Raw genomic sequence first — 26,225 nt, forward strand, 5'->3', positions numbered from 1 at the left:
GCCCTGTCCGGTAAGGCTGGCTACCGGGCAAGGGCAAGGAGCACGCCAAGGAGCACGAATGAACATCGCCGTTTCCAAACCCCCTTTGACGATAAGGCTGTGCGGACCGCGCGGCTTTTGCGCGGGCGTGGACCGGGCGATCCAGATCGTCGTGCTGGCGCTGAAAGCCTATGGCGCGCCGGTCTATGTCCGCCACGAAATCGTCCATAACCGATATGTGGTCGAGGGGCTGGAAGCCAAGGGCGCGATTTTCGTCGAGGAACTGCACGAAATCCCCACCGAGCATCGCGAGCAGCCGGTGGTCTTTTCCGCCCATGGCGTGCCGAAATCCGTGCCGGAGGATGCGCAGGCGCGCAACCTGTTTTATCTCGATGCCACATGCCCGCTCGTCTCCAAGGTCCATAAGCAGGCCATGCGCCACCAGCGCCTCGGCCGTCATGTCGTGTTGATCGGCCATGCCGGTCACCCTGAGGTCATCGGCACCATGGGCCAGCTGCCCGAAGGTACTGTTTCGCTGGTCGAGACGGTGGAGGATGCCAGCACCTATGAACCGGTGGACCGAGAAAACCTCGGTTTCGTTACCCAGACAACGCTGTCTGTCGATGATACCGCAGGCGTTATTGCCCGGTTGCAGGAACGTTTTCCGGCCATTCAGGCGCCAGCCGCCGACAGCATTTGTTACGCCACCACCAACCGTCAGGATGCGGTGAAGCAGGCGGCCCCCGGCTGCGATCTCTTCATCGTGGTCGGCGCTCCCAATTCGTCAAACTCGAAGCGGCTGGTGGAAGTGGCGCTGCGCGCTGGCGCCAAACATTCGGTTCTGGTGCAGCGTGCGGCGGAAATCGACTGGGATGCGATCGGCGATATCCGCACCGTCGGTCTTTCGGCGGGCGCTTCCGCGCCGGAGGTCATAGTTGATGAGATCATCGAAGCCTTCAAGGCGCGTTTCGATACGACGCTCGATCTGGCCGTCACGGTGGAGGAAACGGAACATTTCCTCGTCAACCGCGAACTGCGCAGCATCGAGCTGACGACGGACGACATGGCTTTCGTGAACGGCAATGCCAGCAATGCCCTGCCACCGAAAGCCGCCACTGGCGCCTAGACCGGGATGGCGAGATATGTGAGCGGTTCCCACCGCGCATATGTCATCCCCTCTTCAGATTTTCACTCCATCCTTCATCAAGAGATTTGAAATTGGCAGTTTATACGGACATCACCGAAGATGATCTGAGGAATTTCCTCATACAATACGACGTTGGCAGCCTCACATCCTATAAGGGCATTGCCGAAGGCGTTGAAAACTCCAATTTCCTGCTGCATACGACGAAGGATCCACTGATCCTGACGCTTTACGAAAAGCGTGTGGAAAAATCCGATCTGCCGTTCTTCCTCGGTCTCATGCAGCATCTGGCCGCCAAGGGTCTGTCCTGCCCCTTGCCGCTGCCGCGCAAGGACGGGGAACTGCTGGGCGAATTGTCCGGTCGCCCAGCGGCGCTGATCTCCTTCCTTGAAGGCATGTGGCTGCGAAAACCGGAAGCGAAACATTGCCGGGAAGTCGGCAAGGCGCTGGCCGCCATGCATCTGGCCGGTGAGGGGTTCGAGATCAAGCGCCCCAATGCACTCTCCGTCGATGGCTGGAAGGTGCTATGGGACAAGTCTGAAGACCGCGCCGACGAGGTGGAGAAGGGCTTGAAGCAAGAGATCCGCCCGGAAATCGATTATCTCGCCGCCCATTGGCCGAAGGATTTGCCCGCGGGCGTCATCCATGCGGACCTGTTTCAGGACAACGTTTTTTTCCTCGGTGACGAGCTTTCCGGCCTCATCGATTTTTACTTCGCTTGCAACGACCTGCTCGCCTATGACGTGTCGATCTGCCTCAATGCCTGGTGCTTCGAGAAGGATGGTGCGTACAACGTCACCAAGGGCAAGGCGCTGCTGGAAGGTTACCAGTCGGTGCGCCCGTTGAGCGAGGCGGAACTGGATGCCTTGCCGCTTCTGGCACGCGGCTCGGCGCTGCGCTTCTTCCTGACCCGCCTCTATGACTGGCTGACGACGCCGGCGGGCGCGCTGGTGGTGAAGAAAGACCCGCTGGAATATCTGCGCAAGCTGCGGTTCCACCGCTCCATCAGTCATGTCGCCGAATACGGGCTGGTTGGCGAATGAAACATGTCGATATCTTCACCGACGGCGCCTGCTCCGGCAATCCCGGTCCGGGCGGCTGGGGTGCCGTGCTGCGATATGGCGAGACCGAAAAGGAATTGTCCGGCGGCGAGGCCGATACCACCAACAACCGCATGGAACTGCTGGCGGCCATCTCGGCGCTCAACGCGCTGAAAAGTCCCTGCGAAGTCGATCTCTATACCGACAGCGCCTATGTCAAGGATGGCATCACCAAGTGGATTTTCGGCTGGAAAAAGAAGGGCTGGAAAACCGCCGATAACAAGCCGGTCAAGAATGTGGAGCTGTGGCAGGCGCTGGAGGCGGCGCAGGAGCGCCATAAAGTGACGCTGCACTGGGTCAAGGGCCATGCAGGCCACCCGGAAAACGAGCGCGCCGACGAATTGGCACGCAAGGGCATGGAGCCTTTCAAACGCCGGTAACGGAAGTCTGATTTCTTCCATGCGGCCCTGATCCGGGCCAACCGTGATAAGGGATTGTGAAAACTGAAACCCGATCTATCTTGTCGTCAAACAGTTGGACGATGTTCCAGCGGAGGAGAGACATTCAGATGATCCTGCATTGTGTATTTCTACGGTTCAAGGCTGCAACGGCATCCTCTGAAAAACACGCGGTGTTTGAAGCAATTGCGGCCCTCAAGAACGTGATACCCGGCATAATCGACGTGAAATACGGCCAGAACGTTTCGCCGGAAGGCCTGAATGGCGGTTTCGTCGATGGCTTCATCGTGACGCTGGACAGCCCGGAAGCCCGCGACGAATATCTGGCGCACCCGCAACACATGGAAGTCGGTCAACGTTTGGTCTCGCTGACCGATGGCGGTCTGGCCGGGCTTCTGGTGTTCGATATGAATGTGTGAAAAAGGGCGGTTTGACCGCCCTTTAATGGATACTGTACTTCATTCGCGACGACAGAGAGGTGGCTTAAAGCTGCTCGATCATCGCTGCAGCGGCCGAGACCGTCGCCTGGCCGGGATTTTCTTCCACGTTGAGCGATGTAACCACGCCGTCTTTCACCAGCATCGAATAGCGCTTGGAGCGCACGCCGAGGCCACCGCCGGAGAGGTCGGCATCGAGGCCGAGCGCCTTGGTGAAGGCGGCGTCCCAGTCGGCGAGGAAGTGAATTTTGCCTTGGCCGCCGGACGATTGTGCCCATGCGCCCATGACGTGCCAGTCGTTGACGGAAACGACGGCGATGTCATCCACGCCCTTTGCGAGAATGGCGTCGCGGTTTTCGAGGTAGCCCGGCAGGTGGTTCAGCGAGCAGGTGGGAGTGAAAGCGCCGGGTACGGCGAAAAGAACCACCGTCTTGCCGCCAAAAAGCGCATCGGTGGTGGTTTCCACCGGGCCATCGGCGGTCTTTTCCTTGAAGGTTGCGGAAGGCAGTTTTTCGCCGATCTTGATAGTCATGTCCATGCTCCTATGGCCGTTTGGTTCGCGCGACTATAGAGCAAGGAAAAGAAAACTGTCATACGGTTTTCGCGGGAAATTACATGGCTGAGACAGCCGTTCGGGATATGCCGCCTGAACGGTCAGGGCTTTGGAAAATTGAGCATGGTCTCCATGGTCCGATCGCCGGATTTGACCAGAATGGGCCAGCTGTTGCCCTGCACCTGATAGGTTTTTGGCAAGCCCTTGATGTTCATGTAGAAGGAGAGCTTGCGCTTGTCTCGCACCAGGTTCTGCGGCTCATAATAGGCAAAACCGGAGGGGCCGGCGATGAATATCTCGGTCTCCTTCGGCGCGTTTTCCGGCAGCTGCAATTGCACGCCAAGCATGGTCTTGTCGGGCGTGATGTGGAAATCGACAACCTTGAAATCGTCGGATGCAGCCTCTGGCAGCGTCTCGCGCGCCTCTTCCAGCAATCGCCGCTCTTCGTGGTCGTCATCGCCCGCATTGCCGCGGCTGATCGAAAACGTCGCCTCAAAGGGAATGCAGATATTCTGGCAGACGCCGATGAAGGCGGTGAGGTCGATATTGCCTCCCGCTTTGGTGTCCACGGCTTTCAACTGAAAGGGAATGCTGACGGCGTGATCGTAGCCGATATCGGTGATATCGCCGTTCTCGATGAGTTTGGGAACGGGATAGGCCATCGATGTCAGGCTTACACCGCTTGCCGGATCAAGCGTGATCTTGGGCGGTATTCCAGCTTCGCCTGGTTCGCGCCAATAGGTTATCCAGCCGTCTTTAGGCTCGATCTGCAACACGCCGCGCACCACGCCGTCCGCATCCATGGCAAGGCTTGCCACACGCATCTGGCCGCCTTCACTTCTCGCCCAGTCGGTAATTTCGGCCTGCGCTACTTGCCCGCTACCGAGAAGGGCGGCGACGGCAACGGCGAGGCGAAGATGTGAAAATCGAAAGAATGTCCTGACGCTCATTCTTTCCGTCTAACCCAACATCGCCTGATGGACCAGTTACGAATTCGTGCGGTTCATCATTTTCGGTTGATTGATCGGGCGCGATGCCGCATCCTGTGCTCTGTCGAAGTGCGAACGCCGCTTTCCCGTTCAATGATGGAATTCGGCAAGCTGGAGGCGCCGGTGAGCTTTTCAACCCTGATGGACAAACGCGAACGTGGCTTTTTTGACAGCCAGTTCCTTATAGCTATGCCGGGGCTGGACAATGGCAATTTTGCCCGTTCGGTGGTCTATATCTGCGCCCATTCGGATGCCGGAGCCATGGGTTTCATCATCAACCGGCCGCAGCAGATCACCTTCACGGATATTCTGCTGCATCTGAAGCTGGTGGACAGCAACGACGCCATCATGCTGCCCAACCGCACCCGGGAATTTCCGATCCAATGCGGCGGCCCGGTCGAATCTGGCCGGGGTTTCGTGCTGCATTCCGATGATTATTTAAGTGAATCGAGCATTCCGGTCAGCGACGATATTTCCTTGACGGCCACGCTGGATATCGTGCGCGCCATTTCCAACGGTCGCGGCCCGCAAAAGGCTACCATGATGCTCGGTTATGCCGGCTGGGGTCCGGGTCAGCTGGAAAACGAGATCGCCAATAATGGATGGCTGAATTGCCCGGCGGCGGAAGAGCTGATTTTCGACCGTGGACTGGACAACAAATACGAACGGGCGCTTGCGCTTATGGGTGTGGATGCTCGCATGCTTTCTGCGGAAGCCGGCCACGCCTGATTTTTTCGTGATGCTCCTTTTGTCGACTGCTGGAACCAATCCCAATCCCTGACGTTAACAGTCCCGAAAGCCGCACAGACAGTACGGCTCAACTAGGGAGCAGTAACATGGGTAGCACATCAGACAAGATCGCCGGTACAGCCAAGGAAGTTGCTGGCAAGGTCAAGAAAAACGTCGGCGAAGCAACCGGCAACAACGAGCTGCGCGCCAAGGGTGCCGCTCAGGAAACCGAAGGCAAGGTACAGAAGAACGTCGGCAAGGCCAAGGATGCGGTCAAGGGTGTCGTTGATCGTATGTAATGCCACCTGACGGGCTCCCGCGTCTTTGATGCGGTGCTTTGGAGCGCATGTGTTATCGCACATGCGCTCTTGTCGTCTGGAGGCCTGACGGGCGGGTTTGTTACGCCTTTCACCTTGGTCTCTTATATTCGCCTTCACCCAATTCATCCACCGCAAGGGTTTCATGAATGAAGCTTTTTTCCTGCGCTTCCTGTGGCCAGCCGGTCCACTTCGACAATCGTTTCTGCGTTTCTTGCGGCCATCGTCTGGCCTTCGTGCCGGAGCGCCTTTCCATGGAAGCGCTGGCGCCTGCGGGAGAGCCGAACTGGCAACTCGTGGCCCAGCCGGAAAGACAGGTGCGGTTCTGCGCCAATGAGGTGAACGACATCTGCAACTGGTCTGTGCCGGCGGAAAGCCAGAACGCCTTTTGTCCGGCCTGCAGCCATAACCGTCTCGTGCCGAATATTGCGACGGATAAGGGTATCGAACAATGGCGCGGCATCAGCCAGGCGCAGCGGCATTTGTTTTATTCGATATTGCGTCTCGGCCTGCCGCATCCCAACCGCGATGCTGATCCTGTCGGCGGGCTAGTCTTCGACTTTCTGGTCGACGAAGTCGCACCTGACGGTTCCGTCATTCCCGCCATGACCGGCCACGACGAGGGCCTGATCGCCATTCGCGCGGCAGAGGTGGATGATGCGACGCGCGAGCAGGTGCGCGCCAACATGAACGAGCCCTATCGCACCATGCTTGGCCATTTCCGCCATGAGGTTGGGCATTTCATCTGGAACAAGCTGGTTCGTGATGAGAACCGACTGGAGGCCTGCCGCGCGGTATTCGGCGATGAGCGCGAAGACTATGCCGCGGCGCTACAGCGCAACTACGAGCAGGGGCCGCGCCCCAACTGGCAGGAAACCTTCATAAGCGCCTACGCCTCCGTGCATCCCTGGGAGGATTTTGCCGAGTGTTTCGCGCATTATCTTCACATCGTCGATACGCTGGAAACCGCGCGCGCCTTTGGCGTGGCGATAGACCCCGACGGACATGAGGAAATGGCGGCGGAAGTCACTTTCGATCCCTATAATGCCCGTAGCGCCGCACAACTGGTCAAGGCCTGGATTCCGCTCAGCGTCGCCATCAACTCGATCCAGCGCAGCATGGGGGAGGCGGACCTTTATCCCTTCGTGCTGGCCCCGCCTGTTGTGAGCAAGATGGAATTCATCCACGACCTGCTACACGGCAGGATCGACGCGATGCCTCAACAGCAGATGCAGCAGTTCTCGATGGCGCAGTGAATACGAGACACGAGAAGTCATAGTCAGGAAACGCGTCGTTTCCTTCTCCCGTCATTCCGGCTCAATGCCGGAATTACGGCGGTGGATGGAGTAGCCCTTTACCACCCCATACTCCAATTCCTCTTACGAAGCTCGCTTCGTCGGCTGGAACCGCTCCCGCAGAAGCTTCAGCGCCGCATCGCCGGAAACCGGTGTGCCGAACAGGAAGCTCTGGCCGAAATGGCAGTTCATGCGTGAGAGTTCCGCCGCATCCTCAGGCGTTTCAATGCCTTCCGCCACCACCTGCATATCGAGCGCGCGCGCCATGGCGATAACGGAGCGCAGCAGCACGTTGCGCTTGTCGCTGGTATTTGCCACCAGTGCCTTGTCGAGCTTGATCGTGTCGAAGGGGAAGCGGGTGAGATAGGCAAGTGACGAATAGCCGGTGCCGAAATCGTCCATGGCGAGGCTGATGCCCGTTTCCTTCAGCTTGGAAAGCACCAGCCGCGCCTGTTCCGGGTTCTCCATCACCACGGATTCCGTCAGCTCCAGCTTCAGCTGCTGCGGATTACAGCGCGTTCGCGTCAGCATGCCGCGCACGTCGTTATACAGTTCGTTATTCAGCAATTGCGCGCTGGAAATATTGACGGAGATGAAGATCGGCATCTTCTCGATGGAATGCTGCCAGTCCATCAGGTCGGTCGCTGCCCTTTCCAGCGCGAACATGCCGAGCGGTTCGATCAGACCGGAGGCTTCCGCGATGGGTATGAATTCGCTTGGCGGAATGTTGCCGCGCTTGGGGTGTTCCCACCGCATCAGCGCCTCGAAACCGGCCAGCGCGCCATCGTCAAGCTTGACGATGGGCTGATAGGCGAGCGACAGCTCCTTGCGCTCGATGGCGCGGCGAAGATCGCTTTCCATTTGCAGGCGGTCGGTGCCGGACGTGCGGAAAGCGGGACGGAACGGCTCGACGCGGTTTCCGCCAGCGCGCTTGGCGCGGTACATCGCCAGTTCCGCATCGCTCAAGAGACCTGCGGCACTTTCCTGCTGGTCTATCCATGAAACGAGGCCGATGGAGGCGGTGAGGATGATTTCGCGATTGGCGAAATTGATCGGCACCATGATTGCCTTGTTCACCGCATCGGCGAAATCGGCCACCCGCTGCGGATCGCGCTCCGAGGTCAGGATCAGGCCGAATTCATCGCCGCCGAGACGCGCCAGCGTATCCTGCGGTTTCAACAGGCGGCGCAGACGCCGTGTCAACGCGATGAGGATATTGTCGCCTGCAGCAATGCCGAGCGTATCGTTGACCAGCTTGTAACGGTCGATATCGATCGCCATCACCGTCGGGCGCACGCCGTCGCTTTCAGGAGAGAGGTTGAGGATCGATTGCAGGCGGTCGAGGAAGACCTGCCGGTTTGGTAGCCCGGTCAGATTGTCATTCATCGCATCCTGCAACAGCCGCTCCACCGAGTTCTTCTGCTCGGTGATGTCGGTGATGGTGCCGACGCAGCGGATGATTTCGCCGTTAGAGCCAAGAACCGGGCGGGCGCGGATTTGCAGCCAATGGAAATGTCCGTCTTCAGCGCGAATGCGGAATTCGTGATTGAGGCGGCCCTTGCGATGGTCGAGCAGCACGTCGAGCGTTGCCTTGAACCGGTCGCGATCGTCAGGATGCAGGCGCGGCAACCAGTTGCGCGCAGCACCATGCATCGTGCCGGGCTCCAGCCCCAGACGATTGGAAATGTCAGGTGTGGTGACGATGCGGTCGCGCGTCACGTCCCAGTCCCAAACGGTATCGCCGCTGCCCGTCAGTGCGAGAGATTGCCGTTCGAGATCGGAAAACAGGCCCTGCTGATAGGCGCTGCCGGCAAAGGCATGCTGGATGACTGTGAAGCCGATCAGAAGCACGATCAGCACCAGCCCGCCGCCAAGCGCCGGCTGCACGATGTCGTTGTCCAATTGTCCGGTCACCGTCAGCCAGCTGCCGAACAGCCAGACGAGGATGAGCGCCCAGGACGGAACGAGCAAAATCGCCCGGTCGTAACGGTTGAAGCCAAGATAGATGATGAGTGCGATGCCGGCCGTCGCCGTCAGCGCGAAGGAGACGCGCGCGATACCGGAGGCGACCGAAGGATCGTAAATCGCGACGCCGAACAGCAGCGCCAGACCCACCACCCAGGCAAAGGTCGCATAACCCAGATGTGCGTGCCAGCGGTTTAGATTGAGATAGGTGAACAGGAAGACCACGAAGCTGGAGGCGAGAGCCACTTCGGCGCCCGCCCTCCATATTCGCTGATCGCTGGATGTGACGGTGATGAGTTTTTCAAGGAAGCCGAAATCGACGCAGATATAGGCGAGCACCGCCCAGGCGAGCGCGGCCGACGCCGGCAGAACCGAGGTTCCCTTGACGACGAACAGGATGGTCAGGAGCACGGCCAGCAGGCCGGCAATGCCGAGAACGATGCCGCGATAGAGCGTGAAGGCGTTGATCGTATCCTTGTAGGCTTCCGGTTCCCACAGATAGATCTGCGGCAATTGCGGGGTCGACAGCTCGGCGACGAAGGTGATGACGGAGCCGGGATTGAGCGTGATGCGGAAGACGTCGGCATCCGGGCTTGGCTGCCGGTCAAGCGCAAAGCCTTCGCTCGGTGTGATCGCGATGATGCGCTGCGAGCCGAGATCGGGCCAGAAGAGCTTGGAATTCACCAGACGGAAATGCGGTGCGACGATAACGCGCTCCAGCTGCTCTTCCGAAACGTTGGCAAGCGCGAAGACGGCCCAGTCGCCCTGATGGTCGGTGGAGCTGGCGCGCACCTCGATACGGCGGCGGATGCCATCCGGACCGGGCGCGGTCGAGACCTGAAAGGCTTCACCCTGATTGGCATAGATATCGGTTGTCGCGGTGAGATCTAGCGCCGTATCGTCACGGGAAATCTTCACCGGCTCGAAGGCGTAGGAAAGAGACGAAAAAAGCAGGAAAAACAGGAAGAACGGCGCAGCCAGTGCAATTGCCGCCAGACGTTTCGACAGGCACGGCGCAGAGTGAGTGTAAGTCATGTATCGTACTTCGTTCCACTGGAGCTTTGCTTGTCGGCAAGAAGGGAAAACATCGTATGATCCCGCCATTGGCCGTTGATTTTCAGATATTCCCGCAAGAGGCCTTCCCGCTGGAACCCGGCATTTTCGAGAAGCCGGATGCTTTTGAAGTTTTCCGGAATACAGGCTGCCTCGATACGGTGCAACTGAAGTCCGTTGAAGATATAGGGTATTACCAATTTTAATGCGGCAGACATATGGCCTTGCGCGGCGTAGCGTTCGCCCACCCAATATCCTATCATGCAGCTTTGTGCAGCACCCCTCCTGATATAACCGATGGTGATGCCGCCAACGAGCAACGTCTCCTTCTCGAATAGCAGAAACGACACGGCGGTGCCGGAGGAAAACTCCTGGCCGTTGCGCACCACACGCGTGCGGAAGGAGCCTTCCGTCAGTTCGTCCGGGCGCCAGGTGGGTTCCCATGGCTGGAGAAACTGGCGGCTTTCCGAGCGCAGAACGTGCCACTGCTTGAAATCGCCATAGCGCGGCAGTCTGAGAAGATGGTTGGCGCTGCGCAGTTCCGGGGTGTCGTTATGTCGGGAAAGAAAACGCAGCATTCACCATCCCTGTACGGAAAGAAACCGCAACCCTCAGCCGTTCGCCTTTATCCTTGCGGGCTGCTGCGCGGAAAGCGCGGCAGTAATGTCTGAAAGAGGCGGCAGCTGTTCGAGCGGGCCAATTGCAGACAACGTCGGAACTGTATCGAAAAACAGCCGTCCTGCAAGATCGGTCAGGCGTTCCCGCGTGATGTCGTTCAGGCGCTCCATCATCTCCTCATTGGGGATGGGCCGGCCGTAAAGCATCATCTGCCGTGCCATCTGGCCGGCACGGGCTGCCGGGCTTTCCTGACCCATCAGCAGTTGCGCGCGGATTTGTGCGCGGGCGCGGTCGATTTCTTCCTGATGAATGGTCTGGGAAGACTTGCGCAACTCGTCGACGATGACGGGCATCAGTTCCGGCAGGTCGTTGCCGCCGGTCGCCGCATGCACGCCGAAAATGCCGGTGTCGGAAAAACCCCAATGGAAGGCATAAACGGAATAACAAAGGCCGCGGGACTCTCGCACTTCCTGGAACAGGCGCGATGACATGCCGCCCCCAAGAATATTGGCGAGAATTTGCGAACAGTAGAAATCGCGGGCGTGATAGGCCTTGCCCTCGAAGCCGAGAAGCACCTGCGCGTCCATGAGGTCACGGGTCTCGCGGATTTCCCCGCCGGTATAGATCGCCTTTTCGAGAACCGGCGTGGTGACCGGCAGCTGCGGCAGCGAGGCAAAACGTTCTTCCACCTGCTTCACGAAGCTCTGGTGATCGACAGCACCTGCTGCAACGACGAAGATGCGATCCGTCGTATAGTTGCGGGCGAGATAATGCCTGATCTGGGCGCTGGTGAAGGATTGCACGGTTTCCGGAGTGCCGAGGATCGGGCGGCCGATGGTCTGGTCGCGATAGGCGACGCCGGAAAAATTGTCGAAAATCACATCGTCAGGCGTATCGGTGGCGGCACCGATTTCCTGGAGGATGACGTTTTTCTCCCGCTCCAGCTCGTCTTCGTCGAACAGCGACTCCGTCAGGATGTCTGCAAGAATATCGACGGCGAGCGGAACGTGGTCTTTCAGGACGCGGGCGTAGTATGAAGTTGTTTCCGTCGATGTCGCGGCGTTGACTTCGCCGCCGACATTTTCGATCTCTTCGGCGATCTGCCGGGCGGTACGGCGCGCCGTACCCTTGAAGGCCATATGCTCGAGAAGATGGGCGATGCCGTGCTCGGCAGTCGTCTCGTTGCGGGACCCGGATTTGATCCACACCCCAAGAGCAACGCTTTCGAGATGCGGCATTCTTTCCGTGACAACGGTCAACCCGGACGAAAGCCGGGTCACATTAACTCTCATATCAAGTCTTTCCGCGTCTCTATTTGCCGGCGCGTGCGTGGCTGCCGATGAAGGTTTCCACCGTCTTCAGCTCTGCGTCCAGAATGTCGAAACGCTCCTCCCGGTTCATAATGTCAGCTAGCCATACTGGAAGCGCCGGGTCGATTGCGCAAGCGGATTTTACGGCGGCCGGGAATTTAGCCGGATGGGCAGTGGACAGGACAACCATCGGGCTTGATGCTTTTTCGTGTTTTTCCGCCACAAAAACGCCCGTCGCCGTATGCGGGTCGATCAGGTAACCGGTTTTCTCAAGCGTATCGCGGATCGTCGCCGCCACCTGCTTTTCGGTGGCACGGCCGGCGCGGAAATCCTTCTTGATGAATTTCAGCGCATGCGGCGGGATTTCAAACGCGCCGGATTGCTTCAGGCCATCCATCGATGCCTTTACCGCAGCGGAATCGCGGCCATAGGCTTCAAACAGCAGCCGCTCGAAATTGGACGAGATCTGGATGTCCATCGAGGGCGAGGTGGTGGGGGTGACGCCGCGCATCTCGTAACGGCCGGTCTTCAGCGTGCGCGCCAGAATGTCGTTGTCGTTGGTGGCGATGACAAGCTTGTCGATCGGCAGGCCCATCTTCTTGGCGACGTAACCGGCGAAGATATCACCGAAATTGCCCGTTGGAACGGTGAAAGAAATCTTCCGGTCGGGACCGCCGAGCGACAGGGACGCCGTGAAATAATAGACCACCTGCGCCATGATGCGCGCCCAGTTGATGGAGTTGACGCCCGAAAGCTTGACGCCGTCGCGGAATTTCGCGTCGTTGAACATTTCTTTGACGAGGTTCTGGCAATCGTCGAAATTGCCGTTGATCGCCAGCGCATGCACGTTGGAGGCGGTGGAGGTCGTCATCTGGCGCTGCTGCACCGGAGAGACCTTGCCATTGGGGAAAAGGATGAAGATGTCGGTGCGCTCGCGCCCGGCAAAGGCGTCGATGGCTGCGCCGCCGGTGTCGCCGGAGGTGGCGCCGACTATGGTGGCGCGCTCTCCACGCTCAGCCAGCGTATAATCCATCAGGCGGGCGAGAAGCTGCATCGCCACGTCCTTGAAGGCAAGCGTGGTGCCGTGGAAAAGCTCCAGCACGAAGGTGTTCGGCCCGGTCTGCGTCAGGGGTGCTACGGCCGGATGGCGGAACGTCGCATAGGCGTCGTCGATCATCGCCCGGAACTTGTCGGCCGGAATTTCACCGCCGGTGAAACGGTAGAGAACCTCAAACGCGATGTCCTGATAGGACTTGCCGCGCAGGTTGCGGATTTCCTTTTTCGACATGGAGGGCCATTCGCGCGGCACGTAAAGCCCGCCATCACGGCCAAGGCCCGCCAGAAGCGCGTCGCAGAAACCAAGCGAAGGGGCCGCACCCCTGGTCGATACATATTTCACGAGATAGTCCCTTGTCGTTTACCGGTCTGTCCGTTGCCGTTACGGGCTCTTTATCAGCAGCATCCCGCCGGAATGAGGCGATTGGCGAGGTAATGAAGGGCTTTTTTGAAAATTCAAGCAAAACCAAACATGCCAATCGATTTTTTCCGGCGTCGCTGCTATAGACCATCGCCAACCTGCGTGAAAGGTCAATAAACAGCGTCTCCGGTTCGGTTCCGGGACAATGGAGAGGGAATTAGAAGAGTGTCAGGGAATTTCTTGCGTTTGTCCGCCGCGATGTCGCTTCTGGCCGTTGTTGCAGGATGCAATTCCTCCAATCCGTCAGACTCGCTTGCCGTCAACCCTCCGGCGGCGCAGGCAAATGCCGTTGCTCCGGTGGTGCAGGCCAACTGCCCGACGGTCACGGTTCTCGATGCCAATGCCGTCCACCGCGTCTATGCCGGTGGCGCAAAGGACGATCCGCAGAAACTCGCCTATCAGGTTTCGCTGTCAGACACGACGCGCTCTTGCACCGCGAACGAAACCACGCTGACGGTAAACGTGCTGGCCCAGGGCCGTCTCGTTCCCGGCCCGATGTCGAAGCCCGGCCGCGTGACCGTACCGATCCGCGTCACCGTTAAGGACGGCGACGGTGAGATTTATGGCGAAACGACCAATTTCGCCATCGACGTTGCTGCAGGCGGTGCCGGCACGCAGTTCATCTTCAACAACGATCATGTCGCCATTCCCAACGGACCGGGCGGCGCACCGAGGTCGGTCAGTGTCTATATCGGTTTTGCCGAGCAGGGCGCAAAGGCCAAGACCAAGCGCCGGTGATTTGACGGGCGAAATGTAAAAACCGGAGGCTGCTTTTGCGGGCTTTCGGGCAGATCGCAAACAAACCATGCCTCATACGCAACGTCATCCTCGGGCCCGTCCCGAGGATTCAAACACGTATAGCAAAATCAACGCGTTGCAGATGCTCGGGACAGGCCCGAGCATGACGAAGTGGCGTTTGTGACAAAGCCTGAGATTAAAAAGCGCCTTCCCATTCCGCCATCGCTGCAATAACGGCGGGCAGGTCCTGCATGCGTGAAATCACCGTTTCCGCGCCCGCATCCGTCAACCGGTCGGCATGGCTGGGATAGGTGTGGGATGCGCCGGTGAAGCCGATGACGCGCATGCCGGCTGCCTTTGCACCATGCACGCCGTGCACGGAATCCTCGATTACGACGGCGCGATCCGGTGAAACGCCGAACTGGGCTGCGCCATGCAGGAAGATATCCGGCTTCGGCTTGACGCGGTCGGCTCCGAGATCCTTGGCGGAGTAGATATGTGGTGCGAAATAGGGTTTCAGGCCCACCTTCGTCAGCATCATGTCGAGGCGGTGGCTGGAGGAATTCGAGCAGATGCAGCGCGGTGTCGTCAGTCGCGACAGAGCGAACTTGACGCCCTCGATGATCTTCACGTCGCGTTCCAGCCGCGCGTCGAGCAGCTTTTCCGACTTGTCGAGCAGCGATGCGGAAAACGGGATGCTGGCTTCGCTTTCCACCTGCAGGAGGATGTTCTTCCAGGTCATGCCGGCGAAACGCTCGCCCATTTCCTCGACGGAGATCGGATACCCGGCCTCGGTCAGAAGGCGGGACTCCACCTGTGCGGCGATGATTTCGGAATCGACCAGAACGCCGTCACAGTCGAAAATAATGAGGTCGAAGCCGCTCATGGGCGCTCCCTGTATCGGATTTGCCTTGGAAAAAAGTGATGCCCGGGCTTTTAGACCAAGTCCGCGTCAAGCTCAACCGGCTGGCCCGCAAGGGTCGGTCGCGCCCGGCTCATAGCTGGGATTTGGCTTTGCGCGTTTCCTGCGTGCAAAAACCGCTACACAGATCAGCGCCGGATGCGTTATGGGATGTTATGCCCAAGACAGCGAAAACCAGACCCGAAGATACCATTGCCGCACGCATCAGCCGCACACTGGCTGACCGCATCGTGCGCGGTGAGCTGTCGCCGGGTGAACGTCTGAGGCAGGATCACATTGCCGCCGAATTCGGCGCATCGCATGTGCCGGTGCGCGAAGCGTTCCGCAGGCTGGAGGCGCAGGGCTTGGCCGCCAGCATTCCGCGCCGCGGCGTGCGGGTCGCGGATTTCGGCCTCGCCGATGTGCGCGAAGTCGCGGAAATGCGCGCCGCGCTTGAGGTTCTGGCGCTGCGCCACGCCATTCCAAACATGACTTCAGCCATTCTCGACCAGGCGGAGGCCGCCACGCTCGAAGGCGATAGCGCGGTCGACGTGCAGCATTGGGAAGAGGCCAATCGCCGCTTCCACCGCCTCATCACGGCGCCTTGCAACATGCCGCGCCTGATGGAGGCGATCGACGGCCTGCATGCCGCGAGCGCCCGGTTCCTGTTTTCCGCCTGGCGGGCAGGATGGGAGCGCCGCACCGATACCGATCACCGCGCAATCCTCGACGCATTGCGCGGCGGCCGTGCCGAGGAGGCGGTGCGAATTCTCGACGGGCATGTGCAATGGATCGGCCGCAAGGCAATCCGCACCCCTTCAGGCTCGGTGCACGATGCCTTCGCCATCGTCGGATAGGCGGGGAGCGATTGGCCGCGCTCGTTTGGACTCCGCCGGAAAAGTCGGTTATCGATATCCGCCCGCGATGACGATCCGCGGTGCGTGAAGGGAGCATGGATGGCTGCTGATACGGCGAAATCACGGAGCGGATTTTTCCTCTGTCCGCCGATCTGTTTCCTTCATCGGAAATGCGTCCCGTGACGGTCCGCCTTCGCCCCCATCACCTTCTCTGCATGCTGACCTATGTGGGGAAGGGATATACCTCCGGCTTTGTCGAAAACTACGACCGTGTCGCCGCTCGGCTGAACGCCGGCGAAGAGGATGTCGAGCTGGTCGATGGGCCGGACGATATCTGCGTTGGCCTGTTTTGCGAAAGCCATGCCCACTGTTTCAACGAGGGCGTGGTGCAGAGGGACGAGGCGGCGCGGCTTTCGGTTTCAACGCTTTTGAACGAGACAATCACCGCCGGAAAGCGACTGCAGGCAACGCCGGAGCTGCTTGAGAAAATGCGTCTGGCCTTTGCCGCCGGAGACATCCGGCAGGCCTGTCGCGGCTGCCAGTGGATTAGGCTGTGCGATCGCATCGCTGCATCAGGATTTACCGGCGTGAAGATTGGCGAGCCGCCGCCGCACCCGGCCGGGCAGCGGCTTACTGCTACTCCGGCACATTCGTCTCGGTTCTCTCGGCGGCCTTGACCGTCGCCTTGATCTCCTTCGGCTCGCGCCCGGATTTCTTGTCGTAGCTCACCTTCACCGAATAATCGCCGGGATGCAGGGTCTCCTGATGCCGGTTGCCATAACGGCCGGAAATTTCCTTTTGCGTACCCTGAAGGTCCTTGGTCGTTTCGACGATGTCGATCCGCTCCGCACCCGGTGCCGTGATTGCCAGAACACCAGCATCGAGGTTGAGGTTGATCTCGGTGCGTTTTCCTGCAGTTACGGTGAAGGGCTGTTCCACCGTGACCTTGCCCAGACGCGCGCGCATCACGAAATCACCGGCAGGCATTTCCATGGTTTTGCCGGTGCCGTAAACGCCGTTGATGGTCTGGCGCGTGCCATCAAGCGTCTCCTTGGCTGAAAGCGCTTCGAAACGGATATCGTCCGTTTCCACAGCCTTGCCACCGTCCGTATAGGCCGCCTTGGCAACGACCACGCCGCTCGGGATGACTAGATCGTGGCTGATCGTCTCGCCCGCCTTGATGGCAAGCGTTTCCTGCGCACGCGCAGGGCCGATGCTGCCGGTGAGGAGGAGTTCGCCCGCCGGCACGAAGGTCGTGTTCTGCCCGTAGACGCTGTCTTTGAAATCGTCCTTGGTGATTTCGGTTTTCGCCTGGCTTTCCACATCGCCGCCGGGGCTGCGTTTTGGCACCACCGTCAGTTCCGCCGCGTCGAAATTCGCCTTTGGCCTCGTTAGGCTTCCCTCCTTCACCTCGAAGGGTATTTCGCGACGGATGTTGCCCAGCGCTGCCACGCCGACATATTTGCCCGCCGGCAGCTTCGCTTCGAAGGTGGCGTCGTAGGAGCCGCCGGCATTGACGTCGCTGCGCACGCCGGCCCGGTTGGCCTTGTAGAAATCCCACCGCACCCTGTCGCTGTTGCCTAGCGAGGGGCCGCCATCGAACAGCACAGCGTCGGTGACGACGTTGTATAGCGGTGCCGGCTCCTGCGCCCCCAAGCTTGACGGCAGCGCCGCCAGAAGAAGAGCCGCGGAAAAGGCATGCACTGAAAAAGAAGCCACTCGCGTTACGGACGTCATTGCGGATTACCCCCTGAGTTGCCGGTATTGCCAGCACCGACATGCGGAACAGGACAACCCGTTGTGCACAACGTTTTTGCGCCACTTCGGGTTCCCCGCCCGCGCCAGCAAATTGCGCGTGTCGGCCGCAACAGCCATTTATTTCGCATTTTCCGTGACTTGTTCAGGCTTTGATAACCATCTTCGGTAACCATAAGCATCAGTAGAGAGTAAGCGTATGGAGCGAGTACCAATGGCAGCAGTTTTTCCGCTGGCCGATTTTCGGCGTGCCGGTTTTGATCGTGCGGGCGAGAGTGACGCCTGGAAAGACAGCATAATCAAAGGTGATTGTGTCGCTGCCTTGGATGCCCTCCCGAGCCAGTCGGTGGATGCGATTTTCGCCGATCCGCCCTACAACCTCCAGCTTGGCGGTACGCTTCACCGGCCAGATCAGTCGCTGGTTGATGCAGTCGATGACGAGTGGGACCAGTTCTCCTCCTTCGAGGCCTATGATGCCTTCACCCGCGCCTGGCTGCTGGCCTGCCGCCGCGTGCTGAAGCCGAATGGTACCATCTGGGTCATCGGCTCCTACCACAACATCTTCCGTGTCGGCTCCATGCTCCAGAACCTCGATTTCTGGATCCTGAACGATATCGTCTGGCGCAAGACCAATCCCATGCCCAACTTCAAGGGCCGCCGTTTCCAGAACGCCCATGAGACCATGATCTGGGCGAGCCGCGATCCGAAAGCCAAGGGCTATACCTTCAACTACGAAGCGCTGAAGGCCTCCAACGACGACGTTCAGATGCGCTCCGACTGGCTGTTCCCGATTTGCAGCGGCCATGAGCGGCTGAAAGGTGACGACGGCAAGAAGGTGCATCCGACCCAGAAGCCGGAAGCATTGCTGGCACGCATCATCATGGCCTCCACCAAGCCTGGCGACATCGTGCTCGACCCGTTCTTCGGCTCCGGCACCACGGGTGCGGTTGCAAAACGTCTCGGCCGCCACTTCGTTGGTATCGAACGCGAACAGGATTACATCGACGCGGCGTCTGCCCGCATCGCCGCCGTCGAGCCGCTCGGCAAGGCGGAGCTGACCGTTATGACCGGCAAGAGGGCCGAACCGCGTGTTGCCTTCAACACCCTGGTGGAAAGCGGTCTCGTCCGTCCCGGCCAGGTGCTGACCGATGCAAAGCGCCGTTATAGCGCCATTATTCGTGCCGATGGTACGATTGCATCCGGCGGGACTGCCGGCTCCATTCACCGTCTTGGTGCAAAGGTGCAGGGTCTCGACGCATGCAACGGATGGACGTTCTGGCACTTCGAGGATGGCGACCAGCTGAAGCCTATCGATGATCTGAGAACAATCATCCGCAGTGAACTGGCAAAGGCCTGACAGTCTAAAGCCCAAAAGGCTGAAGGCAACGATCCACCGCCCGCCATTGTCAGCATACGTCTCCGTCCGGTTTAGTACCTTCAGTCCCGGATGGAGAACGACCAACGCCCGGCACTTCGGTGTCGGGCGTTGGTATTTTTGAATATCTAAATTTAGCCAGACAAGTTTCGCGCAAGAGAACGGTCATAGTGTCCTACGCAAAGCAATGGTTGTGAAAATCCGGTTCGGAAAGTTCACGAAAACATTGCTGTCCCATGCCGCTTGCGGCAGGACTGGCGCAGGCAGGAGACCGCCATTTCCGCCTGCGCCAATTTTCTTTTTGGATCTGATGGTGTGTCAGACATCCACGCCGTAGGATTGCAGATCCTGCTTCAGCTTTTCCGCTCCGGTAAAATGCACCGCCTGCCAGCCGGCGGCCTTGGCGCCTTCGACATTCACAAGCGTATCGTCAATGAAGATGCTTGCGGCAGGGTCGAGGCCAAATTCCTTCGCGTGCAGCTCGTAGATCGCCACATCCGGTTTCAGCAGCTTCACATCGCCAGAAACCGTCACGCCGCGCGGCAGGGTGAGGAAGGGGAACATCTTCTGCGCTTCGCGGAAGGTATCGGAGGCGAAGTTGGTCAGCATCGTCACGTCGTGACCGTTGTCGATCAGGCCGGTCATGATCGCGACGCTGTCGTCATAGGAATGCGAGACCATCTCATGCCAGAACTTGCGGAAGGCGCGGATATGCTCTTCCCGCTCGGGAAACTGTTCCATCAGCAGCGCCTCGGCGTCTTCCCAGCCGCGTCCGCGATCCTGTTCGAGGTTCCAGTCATGGGTGCAGACATTCTCGAAGAACCATTTGCGCTCGTCGGCATCGGGAATGAGGCGGCTATAGGGAATATGCGGATCGTAGTGGATCAGTACCTTGCCGATGTCGAATACGATATGCTCAATCTTGGTCATCGAAACTTCCTGCTTTCATCGAATGCGGATGGAATAGCCTGTGCGATGACTTTTTTCATCACCGTCGGCAAGGCTTGCGCGTCAAGATTTGTAACCGGCTCCCACCATCCGTCATCCGCGCCGGTTTCAAGCCCATCCGGCACCTGTGCCCGATAGACGGTGAGCCGCAGCTCGAAATGGGTGAAGACATGCACGATGACGCCCGCCGCTTGCCAAGACGCGGCAAAAGGCGCGTGGCTCGTGTCGGTGCCGCCATCCACGCGGGCGGTCCATGCTGTTGTCGGCACCTCCGTCATGCCACCGAGAAGGCCGCTTTCTATGCGCCGCCGCAGCAGAATTTTGCCGCTTGCATTCACCGCCACGAAGGCGGCTCCCAGCCGCACCGGTTTTGCCTTTTTCGCGGCCTTGACCGGAAACCGCTCCGGCTCGTCATGGGCAAGCGCCAGACAGTCGCGATTGAACGGACAGAGCGCACAGGCAGGGCGCTTCGGCGTGCAGATCGTCGCACCGAGATCCATCATCGCCTGCGCAAAATCGCCCGGCCGGTCGGGAGGCGTAAGCTCCGCCACTTTCGCCTTCATGGCGGGTTTCGAGCCGGGCAGGGGTGCATCTATCGCGAAAAGGCGGGAGATGACGCGCTCCACATTACCGTCCATCACCGCCGCCTGCCGGTTGAACGCAATGGCCGCCACGGCAGCAGATGTATAGTCGCCGATGCCGGGCAGCTTCTTCAGGCCCTCTTCGGTATCGGGAAAGACGCCGCCATGCTCTTTCGCCACAGCTTCCGCACATTTTTTCAGGTTGCGGGCGCGGGCGTAATAACCAAGTCCCGCCCATGCAGCCATCACATCCTCAACCGGTGCCGCCGCCAGATCGCTGACATGAGGCCACGTTGCGAGGAACTTCAGGAAATAGGGTTTAACCGCCTGCACCGTCGTCTGCTGCAACATCACTTCGGAAAGCCAGACATGATAGGGATCGGCACGTTTTCCTTGTGCCGCCATGGCCGGCGAGGTGCGCCAAGGCAACTCGCGATGGTGGCGGTCGTACCATGCGAGCAGCATCTGCGCGTGCGATGACGGGGCGGTTTTTTGAAGCATGGTTTGCCGTTTCTCTTCGATTCGGCCTATAGTTGGGCCATTCATACCGACCTATCAAGAAGCTCCGGACTGTCCGGTCCTGAAACCCGAGTGAAAAATGCGATATCCACGCAAAGGCGTCATCCAGATTGCCGAAATAGCCAATGGCATCATGGATCCCCTCCTGTCGAAACGGGCGGGCATCAACACGGCGCTGCTCGGCTCGTGGGACGAGATCGCCGGCGATGACTTCGCCGATTGCACGCGGCCGGAAAAGATTACCTGGCCGCGGCGCGACGAGGGGCCGGATCGCGGCGGTTACCAGCCGGGCGTGCTGACGATTGCCTGCGAAGGCGCACGCGCTCTGTTCCTCACCCATGCACAGGGCGAGCTCATCGCCCGCATCAACGGTTTTTTTGGCTTTCCGGCGGTACGCCAGATCAGGATCGTGCAGAAGCCGGTATCGCAGCCCGTTCCCCGCCGGCGAAAGCCGCCGCCGCTGCGCGGTGATGCGGCAAAACGTCTCGACGACATGATGGACGGCATCGAGAGCGAAGCGCTGCGCAAGGCAGTGGAAAGGCTCGGCACGGCGGTGATGCAGAAGAAGAAGCCGCGGGGCGGGACGATTTGATGTCGCGCACGGTCCTTGACTGGTCACAATTCTTTGACAAGAAGAGTTCAAAACCCCGCTTGTGATGAACAGGCCGTCGCTATATCGGAATCAACAGACAATAGAGTCTATTACCAACAGGTGCTTTCATGCATTTTTCCGAACTGACCATTTCCCGTCGCAGCCTTCTCGGCGGTGTTGCACTTGCTGCCCTTGCCACGGCCCTGCCGTTTGCCTTCACGCCGGGCGTTGCCCAGGCGCAGGAATTGCCTGAATCCACCGGTGACGTGGATATGGCTGCGGTGTTGAAGCCTGGTCCGCTGCCGGAAGCGGCGCTCGGCGATGCGAACGCTCCCGTCAAGATCGTCGAATATATGTCGATGACCTGCCCGCATTGCGCCAATTTCCACAACAAGACCTTTGACGAGATCAAGAAGAAATACATCGATACCGGCAAGGCCTATTTCGTCATCCGCGAATTCCCGTTCGATCCGCGTGCCGCCGCTGCCTTCATGCTGGCGCGCTGCGCACCGGAAGGACAGTATTTCCCGTTCGTTTCCATGCTGTTCAAGCAGCAGCAGAGCTGGGCAACAGCCCAGGATGCCCGTGCGGCCCTGCTGCAATTGTCGAAAATGGCCGGTTTCTCACAGGAGTCTTTCGAGGCCTGCTTGACGAACCAGAAGCTTCTGGATGATGTGAACGCAACGATGCAACGCGGTGCGACGGAATTCGGCGTCAACTCCACGCCGACTTTCATCATCAACGGCAAGAAATACGCGGGAGACATGTCGGTTGAAACCATGTCGGCTGTCATCGACAAGCTGCTCTGATCGCCGAACCCTTAAAGGAACGGGCGGCGGATATTTCCATTCGCCCGTTTTTTATTGCCGTTATTTCAGGCGGAGCGGAGCGGCATGAAGTTCAACAAGCTCCGCGTCGTCGGTTTCAAATCCTTCGTTGAACCCTCGGAATTCATCATCGAGCCGGGTCTGACCGGTGTCGTCGGTCCCAATGGTTGCGGCAAGTCCAATCTGGTCGAAGCGCTTCGCTGGGTGATGGGCGAAAACTCCTACAAGAACATGCGCGCATCCGGCATGGATGACGTCATCTTCTCCGGTTCCGGCAATCGCCCGGCCCGCAACACCGCCGAGGTCGGCCTTTATCTCGACAATTCCGATCGCACCGCGCCCGCCGCCTTCAACGATGCCGATGAAATTCAGGTGACGCGCCGCATCGAGCGCGAAAACGGCTCGGTCTATCGCATCAACGGCAAGGAAGCGCGCGCCAAGGATGTGCAGCTTCTGTTTGCCGATGCCTCCACCGGCGCGCGTTCGCCCTCGATGGTGGGGCAGGGGCGTATCGGTGAACTCATCAATGCCAAGCCGCAGGCCCGCCGCCAGCTTCTGGAAGAGGCGGCTGGCATTTCCGGCCTGCATTCCCGCCGCCATGAAGCGGAGCTTCGCCTGCGCGCTGCCGAAACAAATCTGGAGCGGCTGGAGGATGTGACCGCCCAGCTTGAAAGCCAGATCGAAAGCCTGAAACGCCAGGCGCGGCAGGCCAACCGTTTCAAGATGCTGTCGGCGGATATCCGCGCCCGCGAGGCGACCCTGCTGCATATCCGCTGGGTAGAAGCCAAGGAAGCCGAAGGCGAAGCGGAAAGCGCGCTTAATCAGGCCACGAACATCGTTGCCGAAAAGGCGCAGGCGCAGATGGAGGCGGCCAAACAGCAGGGCATTGCCAGCCTGAAGCTGCCGGAACTGCGCGAGGATGAAGCGCGTGTCGCTGCCGCCCTGCAACGTCTGCAGATTGCCCGCACCCAGCTGGATGACGAGGCGAACCGCCTGCTGCGCCGCCGTGATGAGCTGGCGCGCCGTCTGTCGCAGCTTGGCGAAGACATCGTTCGCGAAGAACGGCTTGTCTCTGATAACGCCCAGATCCTTGCGCGGCTCGATGAGGAAGAGGCAGACCTTCTCGAAATTCTCGCCGATTCCGGTCGTCATGCCGAAGAGATGCGCGAAGCCTTTGAGGCAGCCGCCGCTAAACTGACTGAAAGCGAAACCGTTTTCACTGCCATCACCGCCGAGCGCGCCGAGGCCGCCGCCGGGCGCCAGCAGCTGGAACGGGCGATCCGCGAGCTTTCCGATCGTAAACTCCGGCTGGAACGCCAGTCGCAGGAGGCATCCTCCGAGATCGATGCCGTCGATGAAAAACTCTCCGGCCTTCCCGATCCTTCGGAGCGCCGCGAGGCGGTCGAGGCAGCCGAGATCGCGGTGGAAGACGCTCTGATCGTGGCGGAGGAAGCCGAAGCCGCCGTTGCCGAGGCGCGGTCCGCCGAAGCGCTGGCGCGCGGCCCACTGGAAACGGCGAGAAACCGGCTGAACGCTCTGGATACGGAAGCGCGCACCATCACCAAAATCCTGGCGGCCAGTGCTGCCGCCAATGGCAGCTTCACGCCGGTGGCGGAAGAAATGACGGTGGAACGTGGTTTTGAGGCAGCGCTTGGTGCAGCCCTTGGCGACGACCTCGAAAGTGCCCTTGATCCCGCTGCTCCCGCCTATTGGGCCGGCAATGGCGATGGTGCGGGCGATCCTGCTTTGCCGCAGGGCGTCAAGCCGCTTCTGAACTATGCGCAGGCGCCGGACGCGTTAAGGCGCGGTCTCGCCCAGATCGGCGTTGCAGCCGACACTGCGGAAGCCTTGCGCCTGATGCCGTCGCTGAAGGCCGGTCAGCGGCTGGTGACGCGCGAGGGCGCGCTGTTTCGCTGGGATGGCCACATCGCCAGCGCTGATGCGCCGGGAGCCGCCGCCCTTCGTCTGGCACAAAAGAACCGGCTTGCCGAAATCGAGACGGAACTGGAAGAGGCCCGTTTCAGTCTGGAGGAGGCCGAAGAACAGCTCTCCATCAGGACCGACGACATCAAAAGCGCCGAGTTGCGGCTTTCGGAAGTGCGCGACAGAAGCCGGCTGGTGACGCGTCATCTTGCCGAGGCACGAGAGGCGCTGACATCAGCCGAACGCGCCTCGGGCGATCTTCTGCGCCGCCGGGATATCGTCTCGGAAGCGCTGAACCAGATCGGCGCGCAGATCGACGAGATCGTCGTTCAGGAAGAAAACGCCCGCATCGAAATGGAAGACGCGCCGGATCTTTCCGCCCTTGATCTGCGCCTGCGTGAAAGCCAGCTGGAAGTCGCCACAGACCGTGGCCTGCTGGCGGAAGCGCGCGCCCGCCACGAGGGCGTGAGCCGCGAGGCGGAAAGCCGCCAGCGCCGGCTTCAGGCAATCGCGCAGGAGCGCTCCACCTGGGCATCGCGGGCCGCCAGTGCCGCCGATCACATCGCCACCCTGCGCGAGCGTGAGGAAGAGGCGCGCGAGGAAATCGCCGAACTGGACATTGCGCCGGAAGAGTTCGACGAGAAACGCCGCAACCTCCTGACCGAGCTTCAGAAAACCGAAGACGCCCGCCGCTTGGCCGCGGACCGGCTGGCGGAGGCGGAAAACCTGCAACGCGCCGCCGACCGCGTTGCCACCACCGCCCTTTCCGAACTGGCAGAAGCCCGGGAGAAGCGCGGCCGCGCCGAAGAGCGGCTTGTTTCCGCCCGCGAGAAGCGGCAGGAAACCGAACATCGCATCCGCGAAACGCTGAATACCGAGCCGCATATGGCGTTGCGCCTGACCGGCCTTGGTCCCGACCAGCCGAAGCCCGATATTCGCGATGTCGAGCGCGATCTCGACCGGCTGAAGATCGAGCGTGAGAGGCTGGGCGCCGTCAACCTGCGTGCCGAGGAAGAGCAGGCGGAGCTTTCCGCCAAGCTCGCGGCCCTCATCAAGGAACGCGACGATATCATCGACGCTGTGCGCAAGCTGCGCGCCGGTATCCAGAACCTCAACCGCGAAGGCCGTGAACGGTTGATTGCGGCCTTCGATGTGGTCAATTCGCAGTTCCAGCGGCTTTTCACCCATCTGTTTGGTGGTGGCACGGCGGAATTGCAGCTGATCGAATCCGACGATCCGCTGGAAGCCGGCCTGGAAATTCTCGCCCGTCCTCCTGGCAAGAAGCCACAGACCATGACGCTGCTTTCCGGCGGTGAACAGGCGCTGACGGCCATGGCGCTGATCTTTGCAGTCTTCCTCACCAATCCCGCACCGATCTGCGTGCTGGACGAGGTGGACGCGCCGCTCGACGACCATAATGTCGAGCGTTACTGCAATCTGATGGACGAAATGGTTGCCTCCACCGAAACGCGTTTCGTCATCATCACCCACAATCCCATCACCATGGCGCGCATGAACCGTCTCTTCGGCGTCACCATGGCCGAACAGGGCGTGTCGCAACTGGTTTCCGTGGATTTGCAGACTGCCGAGCAACTGCGCGAAGCCGTCTGAGTTTCCCGTTCCGGGTCTGCCCCTTAAGCCTTGTCCATCGCGAATTTATCTGGCCGCATCACCCATACGGGTGGGCGACAATGCGCGGCATTTTGCTATGTCTTTTTGAAAGGAATTTGGGCTCTTTCCAGACCCCCCATCCGGTTTCCTGTACCGGATGGAAAGCCTTGCGAGGTCGCTGCCGTGGCCTCGCAAGGCTTTTTTTGGTGTTGTGCCTCGCGTCCCTCGCTCCTC

General features: G+C 59.9%; 24 protein-coding genes. 14 read left to right on the forward strand and 10 right to left on the reverse strand.

Going from position 1 to position 26,225, the window contains the following annotated elements:
• Positions 1–58: 58 nt before the first annotated feature.
• The 4 genes from ispH to RBH71_RS16295 all read left to right on the forward strand — a co-directional run bounded on the left by ispH (position 59) and on the right by RBH71_RS16295 (position 3,040).
• On the forward strand, positions 59–1,105 hold the full coding sequence (gene ispH / locus RBH71_RS16280; protein ID WP_003511794.1) for a 4-hydroxy-3-methylbut-2-enyl diphosphate reductase: 1,047 nt from the start codon (positions 59–61) through the stop codon (positions 1,103–1,105).
• 92 nt (positions 1,106–1,197) lie between these two features.
• On the forward strand, positions 1,198–2,166 hold the full coding sequence (locus RBH71_RS16285; protein ID WP_003511797.1) for a homoserine kinase: 969 nt from the start codon (positions 1,198–1,200) through the stop codon (positions 2,164–2,166).
• Positions 2,163–2,603 carry a ribonuclease HI gene (gene rnhA, locus RBH71_RS16290; RefSeq protein ID WP_003511799.1) on the forward strand — a complete coding sequence of 147 codons (441 nt, stop codon included), beginning with the start codon at positions 2,163–2,165 and terminating at the stop codon, positions 2,601–2,603. The genes RBH71_RS16285 and rnhA overlap by 4 nt, the downstream gene beginning before the upstream one ends.
• Positions 2,604–2,731: 128 nt before the next feature.
• Positions 2,732–3,040 carry a Dabb family protein gene (locus RBH71_RS16295; RefSeq protein ID WP_003511801.1) on the forward strand — a complete coding sequence of 103 codons (309 nt, stop codon included), beginning with the start codon at positions 2,732–2,734 and terminating at the stop codon, positions 3,038–3,040.
• A 64-nt stretch (positions 3,041–3,104) separates the two neighbouring features.
• Here the strand turns inward: RBH71_RS16295 and RBH71_RS16300 are convergent, their stop codons facing one another.
• On the reverse strand, positions 3,105–3,590 hold the full coding sequence (locus RBH71_RS16300) for a peroxiredoxin (protein ID WP_003511803.1): 486 nt from the start codon (positions 3,588–3,590) through the stop codon (positions 3,105–3,107).
• A 122-nt stretch (positions 3,591–3,712) separates the two neighbouring features.
• Positions 3,713–4,561 carry a protein-disulfide reductase DsbD domain-containing protein gene (locus RBH71_RS16305; RefSeq protein ID WP_003511804.1) on the reverse strand — a complete coding sequence of 283 codons (849 nt, stop codon included), beginning with the start codon at positions 4,559–4,561 and terminating at the stop codon, positions 3,713–3,715.
• A gap of 162 nt (positions 4,562–4,723) precedes the next feature.
• Here RBH71_RS16305 and RBH71_RS16310 point away from each other — a divergent pair, with 162 nt between their 5' ends.
• The 3 genes from RBH71_RS16310 to RBH71_RS16320 all read left to right on the forward strand — a co-directional run bounded on the left by RBH71_RS16310 (position 4,724) and on the right by RBH71_RS16320 (position 6,902).
• Positions 4,724–5,329 (forward strand): YqgE/AlgH family protein, encoded by a 606-nt coding sequence (locus RBH71_RS16310; RefSeq protein ID WP_003511807.1) that lies wholly within the window; start codon positions 4,724–4,726, stop codon positions 5,327–5,329.
• A 107-nt stretch (positions 5,330–5,436) separates the two neighbouring features.
• A complete protein-coding gene (locus RBH71_RS16315) occupies positions 5,437–5,628 on the forward strand; it encodes a CsbD family protein (RefSeq protein ID WP_003511808.1) in 192 nt (63 codons plus the stop codon).
• Between the two features lie 167 nt (positions 5,629–5,795).
• Positions 5,796–6,902, forward strand: coding sequence for a zinc-binding metallopeptidase family protein (locus tag RBH71_RS16320; protein WP_003511810.1), 1,107 nt, complete (start codon positions 5,796–5,798; stop codon positions 6,900–6,902).
• Positions 6,903–7,025: 123 nt separating this feature from the next.
• Here the strand turns inward: RBH71_RS16320 and RBH71_RS16325 are convergent, their stop codons facing one another.
• From RBH71_RS16325 to thrC, 4 genes are read right to left on the reverse strand one after another with little or no spacing between them, the layout of a single operon-like run.
• Positions 7,026–9,941, reverse strand: coding sequence for an EAL domain-containing protein (locus RBH71_RS16325; RefSeq protein WP_003511812.1), 2,916 nt, complete (start codon positions 9,939–9,941; stop codon positions 7,026–7,028).
• A complete protein-coding gene (locus tag RBH71_RS16330) occupies positions 9,938–10,537 on the reverse strand; it encodes a GNAT family N-acetyltransferase (protein WP_003511814.1) in 600 nt (199 codons plus the stop codon). Before RBH71_RS16330 ends, RBH71_RS16325 begins: the two co-directional genes overlap by 4 nt.
• A gap of 33 nt (positions 10,538–10,570) precedes the next feature.
• Positions 10,571–11,869 (reverse strand): M16 family metallopeptidase, encoded by a 1,299-nt coding sequence (locus RBH71_RS16335; protein ID WP_003511816.1) that lies wholly within the window; start codon positions 11,867–11,869, stop codon positions 10,571–10,573.
• A 19-nt stretch (positions 11,870–11,888) separates the two neighbouring features.
• Positions 11,889–13,286 (reverse strand): threonine synthase, encoded by a 1,398-nt coding sequence (gene thrC, locus RBH71_RS16340; protein ID WP_003511817.1) that lies wholly within the window; start codon positions 13,284–13,286, stop codon positions 11,889–11,891.
• Between the two features lie 276 nt (positions 13,287–13,562).
• Here thrC and RBH71_RS16345 point away from each other — a divergent pair, with 276 nt between their 5' ends.
• The gene (locus RBH71_RS16345; RefSeq protein WP_003511819.1) at positions 13,563–14,102 is read left to right on the forward strand and encodes a hypothetical protein; all 540 of its coding nucleotides are present in this window, start codon (positions 13,563–13,565) and stop codon (positions 14,100–14,102) included.
• Between the two features lie 196 nt (positions 14,103–14,298).
• On the opposite strand, the gene RBH71_RS16350 is transcribed toward RBH71_RS16345, so the two are convergent.
• The gene (locus tag RBH71_RS16350) at positions 14,299–14,988 is read right to left on the reverse strand and encodes an HAD family hydrolase (protein ID WP_003511821.1); all 690 of its coding nucleotides are present in this window, start codon (positions 14,986–14,988) and stop codon (positions 14,299–14,301) included.
• A gap of 191 nt (positions 14,989–15,179) precedes the next feature.
• Between RBH71_RS16350 and RBH71_RS16355 the strand changes: the two genes are divergently transcribed.
• Together RBH71_RS16355 and RBH71_RS16360 are read left to right on the forward strand one after the other, a co-directional pair.
• Entirely contained in the window at positions 15,180–15,860 is a 681-nt protein-coding gene (locus RBH71_RS16355) for a GntR family transcriptional regulator (protein ID WP_013635630.1), read from the forward strand.
• A 215-nt stretch (positions 15,861–16,075) separates the two neighbouring features.
• Positions 16,076–16,537, forward strand: coding sequence for a DUF1284 domain-containing protein (locus RBH71_RS16360; protein ID WP_003511825.1), 462 nt, complete (start codon positions 16,076–16,078; stop codon positions 16,535–16,537).
• Here the strand turns inward: RBH71_RS16360 and RBH71_RS16365 are convergent.
• Positions 16,497–17,597, reverse strand: a complete 1,101-nt coding sequence (locus tag RBH71_RS16365; RefSeq protein ID WP_003511826.1) for a hypothetical protein — start codon at positions 17,595–17,597, stop codon at positions 16,497–16,499. The two genes, RBH71_RS16360 and RBH71_RS16365, sit on opposite strands and share 41 nt — an antisense overlap.
• Positions 17,598–17,829: 232 nt before the next feature.
• Between RBH71_RS16365 and RBH71_RS16370 the strand changes: the two genes are divergently transcribed.
• On the forward strand, positions 17,830–18,972 hold the full coding sequence (locus RBH71_RS16370) for a site-specific DNA-methyltransferase (RefSeq protein ID WP_003511827.1): 1,143 nt from the start codon (positions 17,830–17,832) through the stop codon (positions 18,970–18,972).
• Positions 18,973–19,308: 336 nt separating this feature from the next.
• Here RBH71_RS16370 and RBH71_RS16375 read toward each other — a convergent pair whose 3' ends face one another.
• On the reverse strand, positions 19,309–19,920 hold the full coding sequence (locus tag RBH71_RS16375) for an HAD family hydrolase (protein WP_003511829.1): 612 nt from the start codon (positions 19,918–19,920) through the stop codon (positions 19,309–19,311).
• Positions 19,917–21,020, reverse strand: coding sequence for an A/G-specific adenine glycosylase (gene mutY / locus RBH71_RS16380; protein WP_003511831.1), 1,104 nt, complete (start codon positions 21,018–21,020; stop codon positions 19,917–19,919). Before mutY ends, RBH71_RS16375 begins: the two co-directional genes overlap by 4 nt.
• Before the next feature lie 97 nt (positions 21,021–21,117).
• On the opposite strand from mutY, the gene RBH71_RS16385 reads away from it, so the two are divergent.
• From RBH71_RS16385 to RBH71_RS16395, 3 genes are all read left to right on the forward strand, one after another.
• Entirely contained in the window at positions 21,118–21,630 is a 513-nt protein-coding gene (locus RBH71_RS16385; protein WP_003511832.1) for a DUF721 domain-containing protein, read from the forward strand.
• 128 nt (positions 21,631–21,758) lie between these two features.
• Positions 21,759–22,439 (forward strand): DsbA family protein, encoded by a 681-nt coding sequence (locus RBH71_RS16390; RefSeq protein WP_003511833.1) that lies wholly within the window; start codon positions 21,759–21,761, stop codon positions 22,437–22,439.
• An 84-nt stretch (positions 22,440–22,523) separates the two neighbouring features.
• Positions 22,524–25,991 (forward strand): chromosome segregation SMC family protein, encoded by a 3,468-nt coding sequence (locus RBH71_RS16395; RefSeq protein ID WP_003511835.1) that lies wholly within the window; start codon positions 22,524–22,526, stop codon positions 25,989–25,991.
• Positions 25,992–26,225 lie beyond the last annotated feature (234 nt).

The organism is Rhizobium sp. AN68, from assembly GCF_030758035.1.
In the GTDB taxonomy this organism is placed as follows: domain Bacteria; phylum Pseudomonadota; class Alphaproteobacteria; order Rhizobiales; family Rhizobiaceae; genus Agrobacterium; species Agrobacterium tumefaciens.

Coding starts and splice junctions, on each gene's coding strand:
- RBH71_RS16320 (WP_003511810.1), top strand. CDS start 5,796: ATGAAGCTTTTTTCCTGCGCTTCCTGTGGCCAGCCGGTCCACTTCGAC.
- rnhA (WP_003511799.1), top strand. CDS start 2,163: ATGAAACATGTCGATATCTTCACCGACGGCGCCTGCTCCGGCAATCCC.
- RBH71_RS16315 (WP_003511808.1), top strand. CDS start 5,437: ATGGGTAGCACATCAGACAAGATCGCCGGTACAGCCAAGGAAGTTGCT.
- RBH71_RS16390 (WP_003511833.1), top strand. CDS start 21,759: ATGCATTTTTCCGAACTGACCATTTCCCGTCGCAGCCTTCTCGGCGGT.
- RBH71_RS16355 (WP_013635630.1), top strand. CDS start 15,180: ATGCCCAAGACAGCGAAAACCAGACCCGAAGATACCATTGCCGCACGC.
- RBH71_RS16365 (WP_003511826.1), bottom strand. CDS start 17,597: ATGACGTCCGTAACGCGAGTGGCTTCTTTTTCAGTGCATGCCTTTTCC.
- RBH71_RS16335 (WP_003511816.1), bottom strand. CDS start 11,869: ATGAGAGTTAATGTGACCCGGCTTTCGTCCGGGTTGACCGTTGTCACG.
- ispH (WP_003511794.1), top strand. CDS start 59: ATGAACATCGCCGTTTCCAAACCCCCTTTGACGATAAGGCTGTGCGGA.
- RBH71_RS16385 (WP_003511832.1), top strand. CDS start 21,118: ATGCGATATCCACGCAAAGGCGTCATCCAGATTGCCGAAATAGCCAAT.
- RBH71_RS16375 (WP_003511829.1), bottom strand. CDS start 19,920: ATGACCAAGATTGAGCATATCGTATTCGACATCGGCAAGGTACTGATC.
- RBH71_RS16300 (WP_003511803.1), bottom strand. CDS start 3,590: ATGACTATCAAGATCGGCGAAAAACTGCCTTCCGCAACCTTCAAGGAA.
- RBH71_RS16305 (WP_003511804.1), bottom strand. CDS start 4,561: ATGAGCGTCAGGACATTCTTTCGATTTTCACATCTTCGCCTCGCCGTT.
- RBH71_RS16350 (WP_003511821.1), bottom strand. CDS start 14,988: ATGAGCGGCTTCGACCTCATTATTTTCGACTGTGACGGCGTTCTGGTC.
- RBH71_RS16395 (WP_003511835.1), top strand. CDS start 22,524: ATGAAGTTCAACAAGCTCCGCGTCGTCGGTTTCAAATCCTTCGTTGAA.
- mutY (WP_003511831.1), bottom strand. CDS start 21,020: ATGCTTCAAAAAACCGCCCCGTCATCGCACGCGCAGATGCTGCTCGCA.
- RBH71_RS16330 (WP_003511814.1), bottom strand. CDS start 10,537: ATGCTGCGTTTTCTTTCCCGACATAACGACACCCCGGAACTGCGCAGC.
- RBH71_RS16370 (WP_003511827.1), top strand. CDS start 17,830: ATGGCAGCAGTTTTTCCGCTGGCCGATTTTCGGCGTGCCGGTTTTGAT.
- RBH71_RS16325 (WP_003511812.1), bottom strand. CDS start 9,941: ATGACTTACACTCACTCTGCGCCGTGCCTGTCGAAACGTCTGGCGGCA.
- RBH71_RS16360 (WP_003511825.1), top strand. CDS start 16,076: ATGCTGACCTATGTGGGGAAGGGATATACCTCCGGCTTTGTCGAAAAC.
- RBH71_RS16345 (WP_003511819.1), top strand. CDS start 13,563: ATGTCGCTTCTGGCCGTTGTTGCAGGATGCAATTCCTCCAATCCGTCA.
- RBH71_RS16295 (WP_003511801.1), top strand. CDS start 2,732: ATGATCCTGCATTGTGTATTTCTACGGTTCAAGGCTGCAACGGCATCC.